This is a genomic window from Neisseria sp. P0006.S004 (genome assembly GCF_051963015.1).
In the GTDB taxonomy this organism is placed as follows: domain Bacteria; phylum Pseudomonadota; class Gammaproteobacteria; order Burkholderiales; family Neisseriaceae; genus Neisseria.
This window is the reverse complement of the sequence record NZ_JBQCUS010000001.1, coordinates 138,834-155,694: the sequence shown is the minus strand read 5'-3', so window position 1 is coordinate 155,694 and position 16,861 is coordinate 138,834. Positions and strand designations below refer to the sequence as shown.

Annotated in this window: 16 protein-coding genes; 10 read left to right on the top strand and 6 right to left on the bottom strand. The window is 49.3% G+C overall.

The features are described from left to right. Positions 1-22 precede the first annotated feature (22 nt). From ACTHR2_RS00720 to trmA, 6 genes are all read left to right on the top strand, one after another. Positions 23-1,006: an asparaginase gene (locus tag ACTHR2_RS00720; RefSeq protein WP_263341119.1), complete on the top strand. Its 984-nt coding sequence runs from the start codon at positions 23-25 to the stop codon at positions 1,004-1,006. 13 nt (positions 1,007-1,019) lie between these two features. Next, complete coding sequence (locus ACTHR2_RS00715; RefSeq protein WP_440375238.1) at positions 1,020-1,787, top strand: TatD family hydrolase; 768 nt, start codon at positions 1,020-1,022, stop codon at positions 1,785-1,787. Positions 1,788-2,073: 286 nt separating this feature from the next. Continuing rightward, positions 2,074-3,342, top strand: coding sequence for an NRAMP family divalent metal transporter (locus ACTHR2_RS00710; RefSeq protein ID WP_263341115.1), 1,269 nt, complete (start codon positions 2,074-2,076; stop codon positions 3,340-3,342). A 155-nt stretch (positions 3,343-3,497) separates the two neighbouring features. Further along, positions 3,498-4,574 (top strand): peptide chain release factor 1, encoded by a 1,077-nt coding sequence (gene prfA, locus ACTHR2_RS00705; protein ID WP_263341113.1) that lies wholly within the window; start codon positions 3,498-3,500, stop codon positions 4,572-4,574. Positions 4,575-4,735: 161 nt separating this feature from the next. Further along, positions 4,736-6,238 carry a phosphate acetyltransferase gene (gene pta, locus ACTHR2_RS00700; RefSeq protein WP_263341111.1) on the top strand — a complete coding sequence of 501 codons (1,503 nt, stop codon included), beginning with the start codon at positions 4,736-4,738 and terminating at the stop codon, positions 6,236-6,238. A gap of 117 nt (positions 6,239-6,355) precedes the next feature. After that, entirely contained in the window at positions 6,356-7,438 is a 1,083-nt protein-coding gene (gene trmA / locus ACTHR2_RS00695) for a tRNA (uridine(54)-C5)-methyltransferase TrmA (protein ID WP_263341109.1), read from the top strand. Between the two features lie 69 nt (positions 7,439-7,507). On the opposite strand, the gene ACTHR2_RS00690 is transcribed toward trmA, so the two are convergent. Next, positions 7,508-8,548 (bottom strand): zinc-dependent alcohol dehydrogenase family protein, encoded by a 1,041-nt coding sequence (locus tag ACTHR2_RS00690; RefSeq protein WP_107858123.1) that lies wholly within the window; start codon positions 8,546-8,548, stop codon positions 7,508-7,510. A 162-nt stretch (positions 8,549-8,710) separates the two neighbouring features. Between ACTHR2_RS00690 and mutY the strand changes: the two genes are divergently transcribed. After that, the gene (gene mutY, locus ACTHR2_RS00685) at positions 8,711-9,745 is read left to right on the top strand and encodes an A/G-specific adenine glycosylase (protein WP_263341107.1); all 1,035 of its coding nucleotides are present in this window, start codon (positions 8,711-8,713) and stop codon (positions 9,743-9,745) included. A 6-nt stretch (positions 9,746-9,751) separates the two neighbouring features. On the opposite strand, the gene ACTHR2_RS00680 is transcribed toward mutY, so the two are convergent. After that, a complete protein-coding gene (locus tag ACTHR2_RS00680; RefSeq protein ID WP_263341105.1) occupies positions 9,752-10,108 on the bottom strand; it encodes a hypothetical protein in 357 nt (118 codons plus the stop codon). A gap of 3 nt (positions 10,109-10,111) precedes the next feature. Next, positions 10,112-10,309: a zinc-finger domain-containing protein gene (locus ACTHR2_RS00675; RefSeq protein WP_003745781.1), complete on the bottom strand. Its 198-nt coding sequence runs from the start codon at positions 10,307-10,309 to the stop codon at positions 10,112-10,114. A gap of 113 nt (positions 10,310-10,422) precedes the next feature. On the opposite strand from ACTHR2_RS00675, the gene ACTHR2_RS00670 reads away from it, so the two are divergent. Then, complete coding sequence (locus tag ACTHR2_RS00670) at positions 10,423-10,917, top strand: DMP19 family protein (protein ID WP_263341913.1); 495 nt, start codon at positions 10,423-10,425, stop codon at positions 10,915-10,917. A gap of 63 nt (positions 10,918-10,980) precedes the next feature. On the opposite strand, the gene ACTHR2_RS00665 is transcribed toward ACTHR2_RS00670, so the two are convergent. Continuing rightward, positions 10,981-11,754, bottom strand: a complete 774-nt coding sequence (locus tag ACTHR2_RS00665; RefSeq protein ID WP_263341098.1) for a M48 family metallopeptidase — start codon at positions 11,752-11,754, stop codon at positions 10,981-10,983. A gap of 108 nt (positions 11,755-11,862) precedes the next feature. Further along, the gene (locus tag ACTHR2_RS00660; RefSeq protein ID WP_371440889.1) at positions 11,863-12,771 is read right to left on the bottom strand and encodes a serine hydrolase; all 909 of its coding nucleotides are present in this window, start codon (positions 12,769-12,771) and stop codon (positions 11,863-11,865) included. A 313-nt stretch (positions 12,772-13,084) separates the two neighbouring features. On the opposite strand from ACTHR2_RS00660, the gene clpX reads away from it, so the two are divergent. Beyond that, positions 13,085-14,350, top strand: coding sequence for an ATP-dependent Clp protease ATP-binding subunit ClpX (clpX, locus tag ACTHR2_RS00655; protein ID WP_263341094.1), 1,266 nt, complete (start codon positions 13,085-13,087; stop codon positions 14,348-14,350). A gap of 207 nt (positions 14,351-14,557) precedes the next feature. On the opposite strand, the gene ACTHR2_RS00650 is transcribed toward clpX, so the two are convergent. Continuing rightward, entirely contained in the window at positions 14,558-14,890 is a 333-nt protein-coding gene (locus ACTHR2_RS00650; RefSeq protein ID WP_263341092.1) for a hypothetical protein, read from the bottom strand. 359 nt (positions 14,891-15,249) lie between these two features. Here ACTHR2_RS00650 and ACTHR2_RS00645 point away from each other — a divergent pair, with 359 nt between their 5' ends. Continuing rightward, positions 15,250-16,713 carry a DEAD/DEAH box helicase gene (locus ACTHR2_RS00645; RefSeq protein ID WP_440375237.1) on the top strand — a complete coding sequence of 488 codons (1,464 nt, stop codon included), beginning with the start codon at positions 15,250-15,252 and terminating at the stop codon, positions 16,711-16,713. Positions 16,714-16,861: the final 148 nt, after the last annotated feature.

The window sequence follows — 16,861 nt, the reverse complement described above, 5'->3', positions numbered from 1 at the left end:
TCAATCATTCATCAGAAACACCATGAAACAAAAAATCTTCGTCCTCTACACCGGCGGCACCATCGGCATGACCCAAAGCAGCGCCGGCCTGCGTCCCGACACCGCTCTCGTCGATAAAGCCCTTGCCCCCTTTTCAGACGGCCTTGATTTCGAATGGCACGTTTGCCAGCCGCTCATCGATTCTTCCGCGGTAACGCTGCAAAACCAGCACGACTGGCTGGAGCTTATTATCGCCAAACTGCCTGACTATGACGGCATTTTGGTGCTGCACGGCACGGATACCATGGCATACACTGCCAACCTCTTCGCCCTTTCGCTGCAAGGTTTGGACAAACCCGTTATCCTGACTGGCTCACAATGGCCTTACGATGCCGCAAACAGCGATGCGCCGCGCAACCTTGCCACCGCCGTTTCCGCCTTCTCGCTCAAACTCAAACAAGTGGCGATTGCCTTTGACGGCAAACTCTTCCCCGCCGTCGGCAGCAGCAAGGTCAGCACCGAAACCGCCGCAGGTTTTGACAACCTGCATTTTGGCGCGCTCGCCGAATGGGAGGAAAACAAAGGTTGGCACAATATCCGTATCGCCCTAGCCCAACATTCAGACAGCCTCAATCCGCATCTTCCAAATCCTGAAGCCAAAGTTTCCGTCCGCACGCTGATTCCCGGTTATGCCACGCAAGAACTTTCAGACGGCCTGCCCCACCTTTCCGCCCAAGCCCTAATCCTGAAAAGCTACGGCCACGGCAATGCGCCGAGCGACGATGCGTTTGTCCGAGCCGTCCAAGCCTTTACGCAACAAGGCAAATTGCTGCTCAACATCAGCCAAGTACCGCAAGGTTGCGCCGCCGCCGTCTATGCCCAAGGCGATGCTTTGCGTCAGGCAGGTATCATCAACGGCGGCAAATGCAATCTCGAAACTGCCACCGCGCTGATGACCCTTGCCGTTTCCCATGACTGGAATGCAAATAAGGTGCAACAAGAATTGCGTCAATTAAATCTGCTGTAAACCGCCATTAAACATGACTTTCACCGACACCCACTGCCATCTTGCCGATCCTAAACTTGCCGATACGCTGCCTGCCGTGCTTGCCGAAGCGCAAGCCGTTGGCGTGGCTCGTTTTATCGTACCGGCTACATCTCCCAATGATTGGCAGGCAGTTGCGCAGTTGGAAAGGCCGTCTGAAAACATCCATATCGCTTTGGGCATTCATCCGTGGTTTTCAGACGGCCTCAACGAAGCGGCATTCCAAGAATTAGAGAAAGAATTAATCCGGCATCCGCAAGCATGGGTTGGCGAAATCGGTTTGGATTTTTATGGAAAAGAGCAAACCCAAGCACAACGCAACACGCAGACTGACGTCTTTATCCGCCAACTTACCCTCGCCCAACACCTCAACCGCCGTGTCATCATTCATAATCTGAAAGCCACCGCCGCCATTGCCGCCGCCGTCAAAACCGCCGGTTTCACGCAAGGCGGTATCGTCCACGCCTTCTCCGGCAGCGTAGAAGAAGCGCGGATTTTGGTGAAACTCGGCTTCAAAATCGGCATAGGCTCGCTGCTGCTCAATCCCAATGCCAAAAAAGTCCGTGCCGCCTTACAAGCCTTAGACGACACGGATTTCGTTCTCGAAACCGACAGCCCCTTTATGCTCGGCCACGAAACCAATACCCCGGCCAACATCCGCCGTATCGCCGAAATTGCCGCAGAACTGCGCGGCATACCGCTGGCGCAACTGGCTGAAATAACCGAGCAAAACGTGGATTCCCTGCTCCATACTTCCCCTTGATATACCGACTTCAAGGCATCAAAAACCTCGCCCTGCCATTTCGTTTCCAAACCGACACACTCTGCCCTTCCTACCCCATATTCATGAATAAAAAGCGATACAAGGCCGTCTGAAAAAATGTTTTTGGCACAAAATATCGTTCACTCAGTCATCTCAGCTTTTTAACACCGTATTTTCCCTTTGATTGATAAAAAGTATTACGCATATTATTGGGCAAACTTTTTATTTACGTTAAAATATGCCTTTTTTTGATAATAAGGCCGTCTGAAAAAGGCGGAAACTAATTATGGCTGAACAACATACACACGCTTCCACCTGGAAGAGCAAAATCAATGCTCTCGGCCCGGGTATCATGATGGCTTCGGCAGCAGTCGGCGGCTCGCACCTGATTGCCTCCACGCAGGCAGGCGCACTTTACGGCTGGCAGCTTGCGCTGATCATTATTCTGACCAACCTGTTCAAATACCCGTTTTTCCGCTTCAGCGCACATTACACGCTGGATACGGGCAAAAGCCTGATTGAAGGCTATGCCGAAAAAAGCCGTGTTTATTTGTGGGTATTTTTGATTTTGTGTATTGCATCGGCAACGATTAATGCCGGCGCGGTCGCCATCGTTACCGCCGCCATCGTCAAAATGGCGATCCCATCACTGACTTTCGATGCCGGCATGGTGTCCGCCATGATTATGGTTTCCTGCCTGCTGATTTTGGCAAGCGGCCGCTATAAAGCATTGGACAACGTTTCCAAAATCATCATCGTCAGCCTGACCATCGCCACCGTCGCCGCAGCCGCCGTGGCCATGTCTCGTGGCATGCAGATGAAACCCGACTTTATCGAGCCTACCCCGTGGACACTGGCAGGCTTGGGCTTCCTCATCGCACTGATGGGCTGGATGCCTGCGCCGATTGAAATTTCCGCCATCAACTCTTTGTGGGTAACCGAAAAACAACGCATCAACCCTTCCAGCTACCGCGACGGTATTTTCGACTTCAACGTCGGCTACATTACCAGCGCGATTTTGGCGGTCGTTTTCCTCGCCTTGGGTGCATATGTACAATACGGCAACGGCGAGGAAGTGCAAATGGCGGGCGGCAAATATGTTGGCCAACTGATTAATATGTACGCCGTTACCATCGGCGACTGGTCGCGTCCGCTGGTGGCATTTATCGCCTTTGCCTGTATGTACGGCACCACCATTACCGTAGTAGACGGCTACGCGCGCGCGATTGCCGAACCGGTACGCCTGCTGCGCGGCAAAAACAAAACCGGCAATGTCGAACTGTTTGCTTGGAACGTCTGGGTCGCAGGCTCAGGCTTGGCAGTGATTTTCTGGTTCAACAGCGCAATGGCCGAGCTGCTCAAATTCGCCATGATCACCGCTTTCGTTGCCGCCCCAGTGTTCGCTTGGTTGAACTACCGCCTCGTCAAAGGCGACAAACGCCACAAACTGACGATGGGCATGAACTTCCTCGCCATTATCGGTTTGATTTATTTGACCGGCTTTACCGTTTTGTTCCTACTGAACCAAACAGGCATCTTGGCTGCGCCTAAATAAGCCCATATAAAAAAGGCCGTCTGAAACTTAAAAACAGGTTTCAGACGGCCTTTCCAATCCATCATATCTTTTTGAATTTTCATTCAAACCCATTATAATGACTCCTTATTTCGCCGTTGCAGACCACTCGACGGCATCCGTATTTTGGAAAATTTATGAAGCCGTCTATCTTAGAAAAACTACAACAACTCAGCGACCGACTGGAAGAAGTCACGCACCTGCTCGGTCAGCCTGAAGCCACGTCCGACATGGACAACTACCGCAAACTCACACGCGAACACGCCGAACTGACCCCCGTCGTCGAAGTCTTCCAAAACTACCAACTGGCGCAAAGCGACTTGGCAGATGCCGAAGAAATGCTGTCCGACCCTGAAATGAAAGACTTTGCCGCCGAAGAAATCGAAGCCGCAAAAGCCAAAATCGACGAACTCGATACCGAATTGCAAAAACTGCTACTGCCCAAAGACGCCGACGACGACAAAAACATCTTTATCGAAGTGCGCGCCGGTACCGGCGGCGACGAAGCCGCGCTGTTTGCAGGCGATTTGCTGCGTATGTACAGCCGCTACGCCGAGCGCAACCGTTGGCAGGTTGAAATCGTTTCCGCCAACGAAAGCGAATTGGGCGGCTATAAAGAAGTCATCGCCCGCATTATCGGCTTGGGCGCATACAGCCGTCTAAAATTTGAATCCGGCGGCCACCGCGTACAACGCGTCCCCGCGACCGAAAGCCAAGGCCGTATCCATACTTCCGCCTGTACCGTTGCCGTCATGCCCGAAGCAGACGAACTGGAAGACATTGAACTGAACTCCGCCGACCTGCGCATCGATACCTTCCGCGCATCCGGTGCCGGCGGTCAGCACATCAACAAAACTGACTCCGCCGTCCGCATTACCCACTTGCCGACAGGTATGGTGGTCGAATGCCAAGACGGCCGCAGCCAACACGCGAACAAAGCGCAGGCGATGAAAGTCCTCGCCGCCCGCTTAAACGACGCGCAAAAACGCGAAGCCCAAGCCAAAGAAGCCGCCGAACGCAAATCCCTAATCGGCAGCGGCGACCGCAGCGAACGCATCCGCACCTACAACTACCCACAAGGCCGCGTGACCGACCACCGCATCAACCTTACCCTGCACAAACTGGATTTTGTGATGGACGGCGATTTGGAAGAAATTACCAATGCCCTGATTGCCGAGCATCAAGCCGAGCTTTTGGCGGCAATGGGGGATTGATGAATTTAGCCCATTGCGTTTATACTTTTCAGACGGCCTGATGACATATGTCAACATGACCGTGAATACATTAAAGAAACTTCAATCCTGAAGTATTAAAATGCAGCATCAGCTGCGCCACAGCAACACCCTTCTACAATTAACGAAAGAGAGGACACAAAATGGCAAAAATCTTAATCGCACCGGTATCTACCGGCTTGAGCGCCGATGCAGCGGCAAAAGCATTTGCAGCGGCATTGAATGCGCAAGTTTTCCAAGCCGTTGACTCCACTACAGAAGCCCTGTTGGCTCAAGGTAAGAGCGACGACTGGTTTGACGCACTTGTCGGTAAAGTTGCAGCATTGAATGCAGATAACCTCGTTATCGAAGGCATCACTCCTGATGCAGACAAATTGTTCTTGGCAGGCAAAAACGTCGAATTGGCGTTGTCTTTGGACGCAGGCGTTGTATTGGCGCTGAAATCCGACAATACTGACGCGGCCGCCATCGCCCAACAATTAAACCTCACCAAACAGCTCTACACCAACTCCTCGGGCTTATTGGAAGGTTTCATCATTGACGGCGCAGCCGCTGCTTTAGGCGCACAAGTTGCCGAGCAAACCGGCCTGACTTTCTTCGGCTCCAGCGACAAACTGCAAGATGTCTCCGCTTTGGCCAAACGCGAAGCCAAACGCCTGTCTCCAGCTCAATTCCGTTACAACCTGATCGATTTCGCACGCAAAGCCGATATGCGTATCGTTCTGCCTGAAGGCGCCGAACCACGCACCGTCGCTGCCGCTGCTATCTGTCACGAAAAAGGCATCGCCCGTTGCGTACTGTTGGCTACCCGAGAAGAAGTTGAAGCCGTTGCTAAAGAACGCGGCATTTCCCTGCCTGATTCTTTGGAAATCATTGATCCTGCTACTTTGGTTGAACAATACGTTGAGCCGATGTGCGAATTGCGCAAATCCAAAGGCCTGACTCCTGAAGATGCACGCAAACAGCTGCAAGATACCGTCGTACTCGGTACCATGATGATGGCTCAAAACGACGTAGACGGTTTGGTTTCCGGTGCAGTCCACACCACTGCCAACACCATCCGCCCTGCCCTGCAACTTATTAAAACCGCTCCGGGTGCAAGCCTTGTATCCAGCGTATTCTTCATGTTGCTGCCTAACCAAGTATTGGCATTTGCCGACTGCGCGGTTAATCCGAACCCAACTCCGGAACAACTGGCCGACATCGCTATCCAATCTGCCGACAGCGCCAAAGCTTTCGGTATCGATCCAAAAGTGGCCATGATTTCCTACTCTACCATCAACTCAGGCAGCGGCCCTGATGTCGATGCAGTGATAGAAGCAACCAAACTGGCTAATGAAAAACGCCCTGATTTGGCCATCGAAGGCCCGTTGCAATACGATGCGGCTACCGTTCCATCTATCGGCCAATCCAAAGCTCCGGGCAGCGCTGTTGCCGGTCAAGCAACCGTTTTGGTTTTCCCAGACCTCAATACCGGCAACTGTACTTACAAAGCCGTACAACGCAGCGCCAACGTCCTGAGCGTAGGCCCGTTGTTGCAAGGTTTGCGTAAACCGGTTAACGACTTGTCCCGCGGCGCATTGATTGAAGACATCGTCTTCACCATCGCCCTGACTGCCGTTCAAGCCAAACAAATGCAAGGCTGATTGACAAGCTGATGCTTTGAAATCAAAGGCCGTCTGAAACCGATGTTTCAGACGGCCTTTCGTATCTTTGCGCCAACTATATTATAATTCGCCATTATTTTCTGAAAGACTGCCCCAATGACTGCCTACCAGCAACAACTAGCCGACAAAAAGCAATATCTTCAGCAACTTTTCCAAGGACTGGATTTCCCTGAAATCGAAGTCTTTGAATCTCCGGAACAGCATTACAGAATGCGTGCCGAGTTCCGCATCTGGCATGAAGGCGGCGAAATGTTTTACGCCATGTTTGAGCGCGGGCAAAAGGCAAGCGGGGCAAGCCTGATCCGTTGCGACCAATTTCCTGCCGCGTCCGAATCCATCAATACCTTGATGCCGAAATTGATTGAAGCCGCGTCCAATCATCCCGAGCTGAAAAACCGCTGGTACGCCGTCGAATTTTTGTCCACTTTAAGCGGCGAAATGCTGGTAACCATGATTTACCACAAGAAGCTGAACGAAGCATGGCAACAAGCCGCGCAAGAGTTGGCACACAATTTGGGCATCCACATCATCGGCCGCAGCCGCGGACAAAAAATCGTATTAAGCCAAGATTTTGTGACCGAAGCGTTGGAAGTCAACGGCAAAACCTTCCGCTATCGTCAAATCGAGGGCAGCTTTACCCAACCCAATGCCCAAGTGTGCCAAAAAATGCTGACTTGGGCGTGTGATGCTGCGCAAAACTTAGGCAAAGACATGCTTGAGTTGTACTGCGGCAACGGCAATTTCACCCTGCCGCTTTCGCAACATTTCAATCAAGTGTTGGCGACCGAAGTATCTAAAACCTCCGTCAACGCCGCCCAATGGAATATTGAAGCCAACCAAATTACCAATCTTAAAATCGCCCGCCTGTCTGCGGAAGAATTTACCGAGGCCTACACGCAAAACCGCGAATTCCGCCGCCTGCAAGAACAAAGCATCGACTTGAAAAACTATGATTTTTCAACTATTTTTGTCGATCCTCCTCGCGCCGGCATTGATGATGAGACGCTCAAATTGGTTGCCCGATTCGACAACGTCCTCTATATTTCCTGCAACCCTGAGACCCTGCGTGCCAATCTCGACACGCTCTGTCAAACCCATACCATCGAACGCGTCGCCCTGTTCGACCAATTCCCATTTACCCACCATATCGAAAGCGGCGTTTGGTTGAAGAAAAAATAAAACCATACAAAAAGGCCGTCTGAATGTTCAGACGGCCTTTAATTAACGGCATATTAAGCAATTTTCAAATCAATCCGCTTCCAAAACCACTTTCATGGCTTGGTTTTCAGCAGCGTGTTTGAACACATCGTAAGCTTTTTCCAATTCGCTGAATTTGAAATGGTGGGTCATCATTTTGGTGTAATCCACTGAGCTGCTGGAAATGGCTTTCATCAGCATTTCGGTGGTATTGGCGTTAACCAGGCCGGTAGTAATGGCAAGGTTTTTAATCCACAGTTTTTCCAGTTTGAAATCAACGGATTGACCATGTACGCCAACCACAGCGATATGGCCGCCGGGTTTCACGATGTCTTGACACATATTCCAAGTCGCAGGGATACCGACCGCTTCAATGGCGCAATCTACTCCGTCTTCGCCAACAATGTCGGCAACTTGCTTGCTTACATCGCCGGAAGCAGGGTTGATGGTATGGGTCGCGCCCAATTCTTTCGCCAGTTTCAAGCGGTTTTCGTCCATATCGCAAACAATGATGGCGGCAGGGCTATACAGTTGCGCAGTCAGCAGCGCAGACATACCGACAGGGCCGGCACCTGCAATGAATACAGTATCGCCAGGTTTCACATCGCCATATTGCACGCCGATTTCGTGGGCGGTCGGTAAGGCATCGCTCAACAGCAGGGCAACTTCTTCGTTGACGTTGTCAGGCAGCGGAACCAAGCTGTTGTCTGCATAAGGCGTACGGACGTATTCGGCCTGAGTGCCGTCAATCATATAGCCCAAGATCCAACCGCCGTTGCGGCAGTGTGAATAAAGTTGGATTTTACAGTTGTCGCAAGTACAGCATTTGCTGACACATGAAATAATGACTTTATCACCGACTTTGATGTTTTTTACAGCATCGCCGACTTCTTCTACAATACCAATGCCCTCATGACCGAGAATGCGACCATCGGCAACTTCAGGGTTTTTACCCTTCCAAATACCCAAGTCAGTACCGCAAATCGTGGTTTTAACGATTTTGACGACTGCATCGGTCGGATCGATAATTTGAGGGCGAGGTTTTTCTTCGAAACGGATGTCGTTTGCGCCATGATAAACCATTGCTTTCATGTGAATCTCCTTGAGCAGTTAATAAACTCTAACAATACAGCGTAAATCCACGTTAACTATATTTATATACCCCTCCACCTAATAAGTCAATTCTGATTATTATTTATAATGTTATAATATAACTCATTGTTTTAAAAATAAATAATTAAACGGCAAATATTAATGAACACACCCACATCCTTCGCACGACGACTCATCGATTGGCAACGGCAGCATGGCCGTCACGACTTGCCTTGGCAGGTCAAAGACCCTTATTCCGTCTGGCTTTCAGAAATCATGCTCCAACAAACACAGGTTGCTACCGTATTGGACTACTATCCGCGTTTCTTAGCCAAATTCCCAACCGTGCAATCGCTTGCCGCTGCGCCGCAAGACGAGGTTTTATCCCTATGGGCAGGCTTGGGCTATTACAGCCGTGCACGCAATCTGCACAAAGCCGCGCAACAAGTCGTCGGACAATTCGGCGGTATCTTTCCATCCGAACGCAAAGACTTAGAAACGCTCTGCGGCGTAGGCAGAAGTACCGCCGCCGCCATTTCTGCCTTTGCTTTCAACCGACGCGAAACTATCTTGGACGGCAACGTCAAACGCGTTCTCTGCCGTGTCTTTGCCAAAGACGGCAATCCGCAAGATAAAAAATTTGAAAACGCGCTTTGGACACTTGCCGAAAGCCTGCTACCATCTGAAAACGCTGATATGCCTGCCTATACACAAGGGCTGATGGACTTGGGTGCAACCGTCTGCAAACGAACAAAACCTTTGTGCCATCAATGCCCTATGGCAGACATCTGCGAAGCAAAAAAACAAAACCGCATTGACGAGCTGCCCCGCAAAAAAACTGCTCCCGAAGTGCAAACCCTACCGCTTTACTGGCTGATTATCCATAACACTGACGGCGCATTATTGCTTGAAAAACGCCCTGCCAAAGGCATTTGGGGCGGTCTGTATTGCGTACCCTGTTTTGAAAAATTAGACGATTTGTATGCCTACGCCAAACGCTTCGGTATTACTTCAGACGGCCTTGAAGAACAAACCACGTTTACCCACCGCCTGACCCACCGTTTATTGATGATTACCCCTTTTCAGACGCAACAAAGGCCGTCTGAACATCTTTCAGACGGCCTTTGGATATCAGCGGAACATTTGGCAGATTATGGCTTGCCCAAACCTTTAATCAAATATTTAGCTAAAGGCTAAACCGCCCTATTCCACAATCTCTTTAAATACAACTTCTTTCCCACCGCGAATCAGCACGGCAAACCCGTCGCCAATCTGCCAACGCGAGCTTGGATTGGCGTACTCGACGCCCTGACTCCGCAAGCGGACTTGCGCCAGTTTCTCAACCGTATTGCCTTCACGCAGCTCAACCATCATCGGGCTGTGGCTGTTGATATAAATTGCAGTAATCGTCCGACCTTGTGCGGATTGATAACGGACAGAATACGTCTGCGCCTGTGCAATGATCGGTAACGGCGCGTCTGGACGCACGGCCTTATACGAACCGCACGCAGCGCACAAACTCACGCACAAAGCGCAGATGATTTTGTTCAACATAGGCATAGATTAGTAATGGTGATGCGGAATCTCGCCATCAAGACGGTAATAAGTGCCGCAATACGGGCATTCAATCTCGCTGTTGGACTGAATCGGCAAGAACACGCGCGGATGGCCGTTCCATGTTTCATGATTAGGACCGGAGCAATGCAGCGGCAAATCCTGCGGCTTGATGACTACAACGTTTTTTTCAGACTGTGTACTCATGGTTTGGTTCCTCACTATGTTTTCTTATCTTCCGATATTGTAAAGCAAAACGGCCGATAGGTTCAGACTGAAAACATTATATAATCACTTTTTTCAGACGGCCTTTGATGATGATGACTACCCTGCTCCGCCTCCAAGATTTCGATACTTCCGATTCCGCTTCATTTCTTTATACACTCAGCGCAGCCTATTTGGATCACACCGAACAGGCAGGCGACGAGGAAATGTCCGGCCTCAACGACGAACAGCATACATTGACCGCCCTTTGCTACCTCGACAGCCAAATTCAAGAAGGCGGCTTCGTACAGCTTATCGCTTCAGGATACGGAGAATACATCTTCGGCAATCCGGTTGCCGACAGCCTACGCCGCTGGCGCATCAAACCGATACCGAAAATCTTAGACAAAGCCAAAGCCTTGTACGAAAAACACGGCGAAGCCATTGAAAAAATGGCAGATGAGCAAAGGGATTTCGACGAAATCCGCAAAGCTTTTCCCAATTTTGAAGAGCTTGACGGCGATTATTATGACGTTGCCGACGAAGACTTGGAAACCGCAGCAGCCTACGTTCAAGCAAATTGGGATAAATTTGCCAAACTGTCAGACTGAAACCATAAAACTTTGCCGGTTTGAATCATCTGTTCAAACCGGCAAAATCATCAATACATCGAATTAACGTTTGTTTTTCTGATAAATCGGCATTACTTCAGGCAACATTTTGCGGATTGCATTGATACGCGCCTGATTGGTCGGGTGGGTCGACAAAATAGACAATGAGCTGCCGCCCTGTACTTTGTTCATTTTTTCCCACACGCTTACCGCAGCCTCAGGGTTGTAGCCTGCTTCAGCCATCAAACGCACACCGCCGGCATCCGCTTCGCTTTCCTGATGGCGTGAGAACGGTTTGGTCGCCAACAAATCTGCACCCAAGCCGACCAAATCACCATCCACACCGGTCGAGCTGGCCAAAATAGAACCACCTAAACCGGTCAATACTTGTCCGCCCAAAGCTTTTTTACTGTGCTCTAACAAAGCATGGGTCATTTCATGGCCGACAACAGCGGCAATTTCAGCATCCGTCAGCTTCAATTTTTCTACTATGCCGGTGTACACGGCCATTTTACCGCCCGGCATTGCCCATGCGTTCATTTCATCACTGCGGATAACGTTCATCTGCCAGTTGAAAGGCACGCCGGTTTTGTTGGCGCGCTCAGCATGAGGACGCAGACGTGCAAACACGCGTTGAACGCGTTGAGCAGTTGGAGATGAAACATCCAAAACTTTTTGACCACGCGCTTTTTGGATGACTTGTGAGTAACTTTTAGCCGCGTCTTCATTCAAAGTCGCAGTATCGTAGCCAACCATATCCGCTACAGAAGTACAGCCGGTCAACGCCAAAATCACGCCCATGCCGGCCCAATATTTTTTATTCCATTTTTTCAACATGTTTTCTCTCTGTGTTTTTAAGTTAATGTAACGACATTGTACCCAAATTTAATACACTTTACACAAAAGGCCGTCTGAACGGTTTCAGACGGCCTTTAAGCGTAACATTTAAGAACGGCGCTGCAACATCCAAGACTCAATCTTACGCGCATCGTTCACGCGGGTTGTAGAAGACGGAGAGTTGAGCAATACGATGGTAATCGGCTGATTCTGTACATTGGCCTTAACCACCATAGAACGTCCTGCCTCGCGGATATAGCCGGTTTTCTGCAATTCAATATTCCAGCTACCCTCACGCACCAAGGCATTAGAGTTTTTGTAGTTTTGACGACCGTTTGCCGTCCAAACCGAGCCGTAATTCGAAGTAGAATTTTTGCGGATCAGCGGATATTTGCTGGCTGCCGCAACCATGCGGTTCAAATCGCGCGCAGTTGAAACGTTTTGGAAATTCAAACCGGTAGGCTCATAGAAACGGCTGCTGGTCATACCCAGGCTTTGCGCTTTGGCATTCATTGCCGCAACAAACGCGCTCATACCGCCAGGATAAGTACGGCCCAACGCATGAGTAGCACGGTTTTCACTGCTCATCAGGCTCAGGTGCAACAGTTCGCCGCGTGTCAGCGTCGTGCCGATGCTCAAACGGCTGCCCGTACCTTTCAGACGGTCGATTTCAGCCTCGGTAATCGTGATAGGCTCGTTCATATCCAGATGCGCATCCAACACCACCATCGCGCTCATCAATTTGGAAATAGAGGCAATCGGCATGACACGATCAGGGTTTTTCTGATACAGCACTTCACCGGTTTTATTATTGAAAATCAAAGCAGATTGCGAAGACAGCAGAGGACCTGCCAAAGCGGCTTGAGCTTCGACTTGGTCGGCATGACTCAACGCAAAAGCTTCCATCGGGTCATTTTGCACTGGGAAATTTTGCTCCAAAAACTGTCCCAATACATCCATATCATCGGCAACGGCAGGCGCAGAAGCAAAGGCCAATGCCACACCTGTCCATACCATTCCTAAAGTTTTATAGATTTTCATATCTGCCAATTCAAAAAAATACATTTAATTCAACATTCTGTTAAATTTTTCGACAATTGTAAAGCGAGTTGAGAAAACTTTGCGTTTGTTTGCGAGATATTCAAATCCAGCGTCCGCATCTGTTTCTTAGACGATACGGCGCAATACCTGCTCTGATTTGAAAAAACACAAGATAGTCATTATACTTAGGCTCCTTTGTCAGAGGCATTCCCTCAATCCGGCAATACGCCCGAAATATCTGTTCCCCCTTTACAACACAGCCTCCATACAACCATACGAAGAAATTATTATGTCTGAAGAAAAACGCACCTGTTCATTCTGCGGGAAGTCCGAAAACGACGTTAAAAATCTGATCGAAGGCGAACACGCCTTTATCTGCAACGAATGTGTAGAAACTTGCGGCATAATGCTGCAAGACAACGAATCCGGCGAAATTGAAAACGAGCTTGCCAAAGCGAAAGAAGAAAACGCCGAGAAAAAACTGCCTACCCCTGCCGAAATCGTTGCCAACCTCAACGACCACGTTATTGGTCAGGAACACGCAAAAAAAGCGTTGGCAGTATCGGTTTACAACCACTACAAACGCCTACGCCACCCGAAAGCAGAGGGCAAAGTGGAATTGTCCAAATCCAATATCCTGCTTATCGGCCCTACCGGCTCAGGTAAAACCCTGTTGGCGCAATCTTTGGCGCGCAAACTGGATGTGCCTTTTGTCATGGCGGATGCCACAACTTTAACCGAAGCCGGTTATGTCGGTGAAGACGTCGAACAAATCATCACCAAACTTTTGGGCAAATGTGATTTTGACGTTGAAAAAGCCCAGCGCGGCATCGTTTATATCGATGAAATCGATAAAATTTCACGCAAAAGTGACAATCCGTCCATCACGCGCGACGTATCCGGCGAAGGCGTGCAACAAGCCTTGCTGAAACTGATTGAAGGCACGGTAGCCAGCGTTCCCCCTCAAGGCGGCCGCAAACATCCGAACCAAGAATTCATCAACGTTGATACCACCAACATCCTCTTTATCTGCGGCGGTGCATTTGCCGGCTTGGAAAAAGTCATCCGCCAACGTACTGAAAAAGGCGGTATCGGCTTTGGTGCAGCGGTACACAGCAAAGATGAAAACGCCGATATTTCAGCCCTGTTTGAAACAGTCGAGCCTGAAGACTTGATTAAATTCGGTTTGATTCCTGAGCTTATCGGCCGTCTGCCCGTGATTGCCACATTGGCAGAATTGGACGAAGATGCTTTGGTCAACATTTTAACCGAACCGAAAAATGCCTTGGTCAAACAATATCAGACCTTGTTTGAAATGGAAAATGTCGGCCTTGAGTTTGAAGAAGATGCCTTGCGCAGCATCGCCAAACTGGCGATGGAACGTAAAACCGGTGCGCGCGGCCTGCGCTCTATCGTCGAACGTTGCCTCTTGGACACCATGTACGCCCTGCCAGATTTGAAAGGCGTAGCAAAAGTCGTCATCAATAAAGAGGTCGTGGAAAAAGGCGAACAGCCAAAACTTTTCCGTGCAGACGGCAGCGAATATAAGCAATAAGGATCATTCTCCGAAAAAGACGTGTACCCGTTACACGTCTTTTTTATTTTTCAATAAAACCAAAAGCATATCTTTTAATAATGGTCTTATACTTGAAAAAACAAAGGCCGTCTGAAATATATTCAGACGGCCTTTGTTTTCAAGTTGCTCTAAGTCTGCCTTCATCCGGAGTATTGATGAGAGTGACTTCCTTGAATTTTATGAAGCTTATTTTTTTACTTTTTTAACAGCTTTTTTAGCAGGAACAGCTTTGGCGGCAGGCTCAGAAGCTGCAACTTCAGGAGCAGCAGTTTCAGAATCAGCTACAGGCTCAGAGGCAGCAGGCTCGGAAGCAGCTGATTCAGCGGTACGTTGATAGCCTTTGCCTTTCATGCAGGCATCAAATACAGCACGATCAGCATTTTCACCAGATGCTTGTTGGCATTGAGTCATTGCTTCTTCAACAGTGATGCGTGGCGCTGCCGCTTCTTCAGGTTTGGAAGAAGAACAAGCTGCCAACATCAGGCTACCGGTTGCAAGAGCGATTAATAAAGTTTTCATAATTGTATATTCCTAAATTTTGATTTTATGGTTTACCGTTAAACGGGAGATACAGGCTACAAAACAAGCTCTGCACCTCAATATTGAGTACGTGAGTACAATTTAGTTTCATTTCAGCCTGTAAGTTTTTGATAAATTAATTCTATTGACGTTAAGACAAATGCTTAATTCCCAATAAACTCAAAACCTTGCAGGCCAGCCATTTTTTCTGTTTTTGAACTGTAAAAATATCAAAACTTGGTCAATTCTAGCCGCAACCATCATTTGGGGAGTCCCTCTTTTTATGGCATAATGAACTACTTGACGGATTATTCCGCTCCCCATTTTTTCAAACCGCAGAATCAACATCATACTGCGGTTTGTCCATTTCAGAATCAGATTTTTCAGACGGCCTATCATTCAAAAGGCCGTCTGAACAGAAAGCCACCATCATGAATCCTTTCTCTTCACTCGGTTTAGGCAGCGAATTGGTCTCTGCCCTGACCGATCAAGGGTATGAAAACCCGACGCCTATCCAAGCCGCAGCAATTCCTAAAGCCTTGGCAGGACACGATCTTTTGGCCGCAGCACAAACAGGCACAGGTAAAACCGCCGCCTTTATGCTGCCCAGCCTCGAACGCCTGAAACGCTACGCTACATCCAGCACTTCCCCGGCCATGCACCCCGTCCGCATGCTGGTATTGACCCCGACCCGCGAACTGGCCGATCAAATCGATCAAAACGTACAGGCATACATTAAAAATCTTCCTTTGCGCCATACCGTCCTCTTCGGCGGCATCAATATGGACAAACAAACTGCCGACTTGCGCGCCGGTTGTGAAATCGTTGTTGCCACGGTTGGCCGACTGCTCGACCACGTCAAACAAAAAAACATCAATTTAAACAAAGTTGAAATCGTTGTACTCGATGAAGCCGACCGTATGCTTGATATGGGTTTCATCGACGATATCCGCAAAATCATGCAGATGCTGCCCAAACAGCGGCAAACCCTGCTTTTCTCAGCCACTTTCTCACCACCTATCCGCAAGCTCGCGCAAGATTTTATGCACACGCCTGAAATGGTTGAAGTGGCTGCGCAAAACACCACCAACGCCAATGTCGAGCAACACATCATTGCCGTTGATGCACTCAAAAAACGCAACCTGCTCGAACGTCTGATTGTTGATTTGCATATGAATCAAGTCATTGTATTCTGCAAAACCAAACAAAGCGTCGATCAAGTTACCCGCGACCTCGTCCGCCGCAACATCGCCGCGCAATCCATCCACGGCGACAAATCCCAACAAAGCCGATTGGAAACCCTCAACGCCTTTAAAGAAGGCACATTACGCGTTTTGGTTGCCACTGACGTTGCCGCGCGCGGTCTGGATATTGCCGAGTTGCCTTTCGTCATCAACTACGAGCTACCAACCCAACCCGAAGACTACGTCCACCGCATCGGACGTACCGGCCGAGCCGGTGCCGACGGCGTTGCCATTTCTTTAATGGATAAAACCGAACAGAAAATGTTTGAATCCATTAAAGAGCTGACCGGCAGCGATTTGAATGTGGAACGCATCGAAGGCTTCGAGCCGCATTGGTGGGGCAACGACAATCAAGATGAAGCCGAAGCGCAACCGGTTCAACATAACGACAGCCGCTCTCGCCGTGATGATAGAAACAAACGCAACGAATACGCGAATAAATCAGACAAAAACTCGAAAAAAGTAGAAGAGAAAAACGATCCGGGTATTGTCTGCGGTAAAATTGCCGGCAGAACACGCCGCAGCCGTCACGAGCGTCAGTCTTGCGCCCTGCTCCAACCTGGTTTTGGAGTAAAGTAAACAACGCTGCTTACTCGGTTTTCTGATTATTTATCCTAAGCAAAGGCTGTCTGAAACTTATCTTTCAGACGGCCTTTTATTAAACTAAAAATAAAAAGGACGTGATGAACACGTCCTTTATTTTTCCGTTTCAGACGGCCTTTATTAT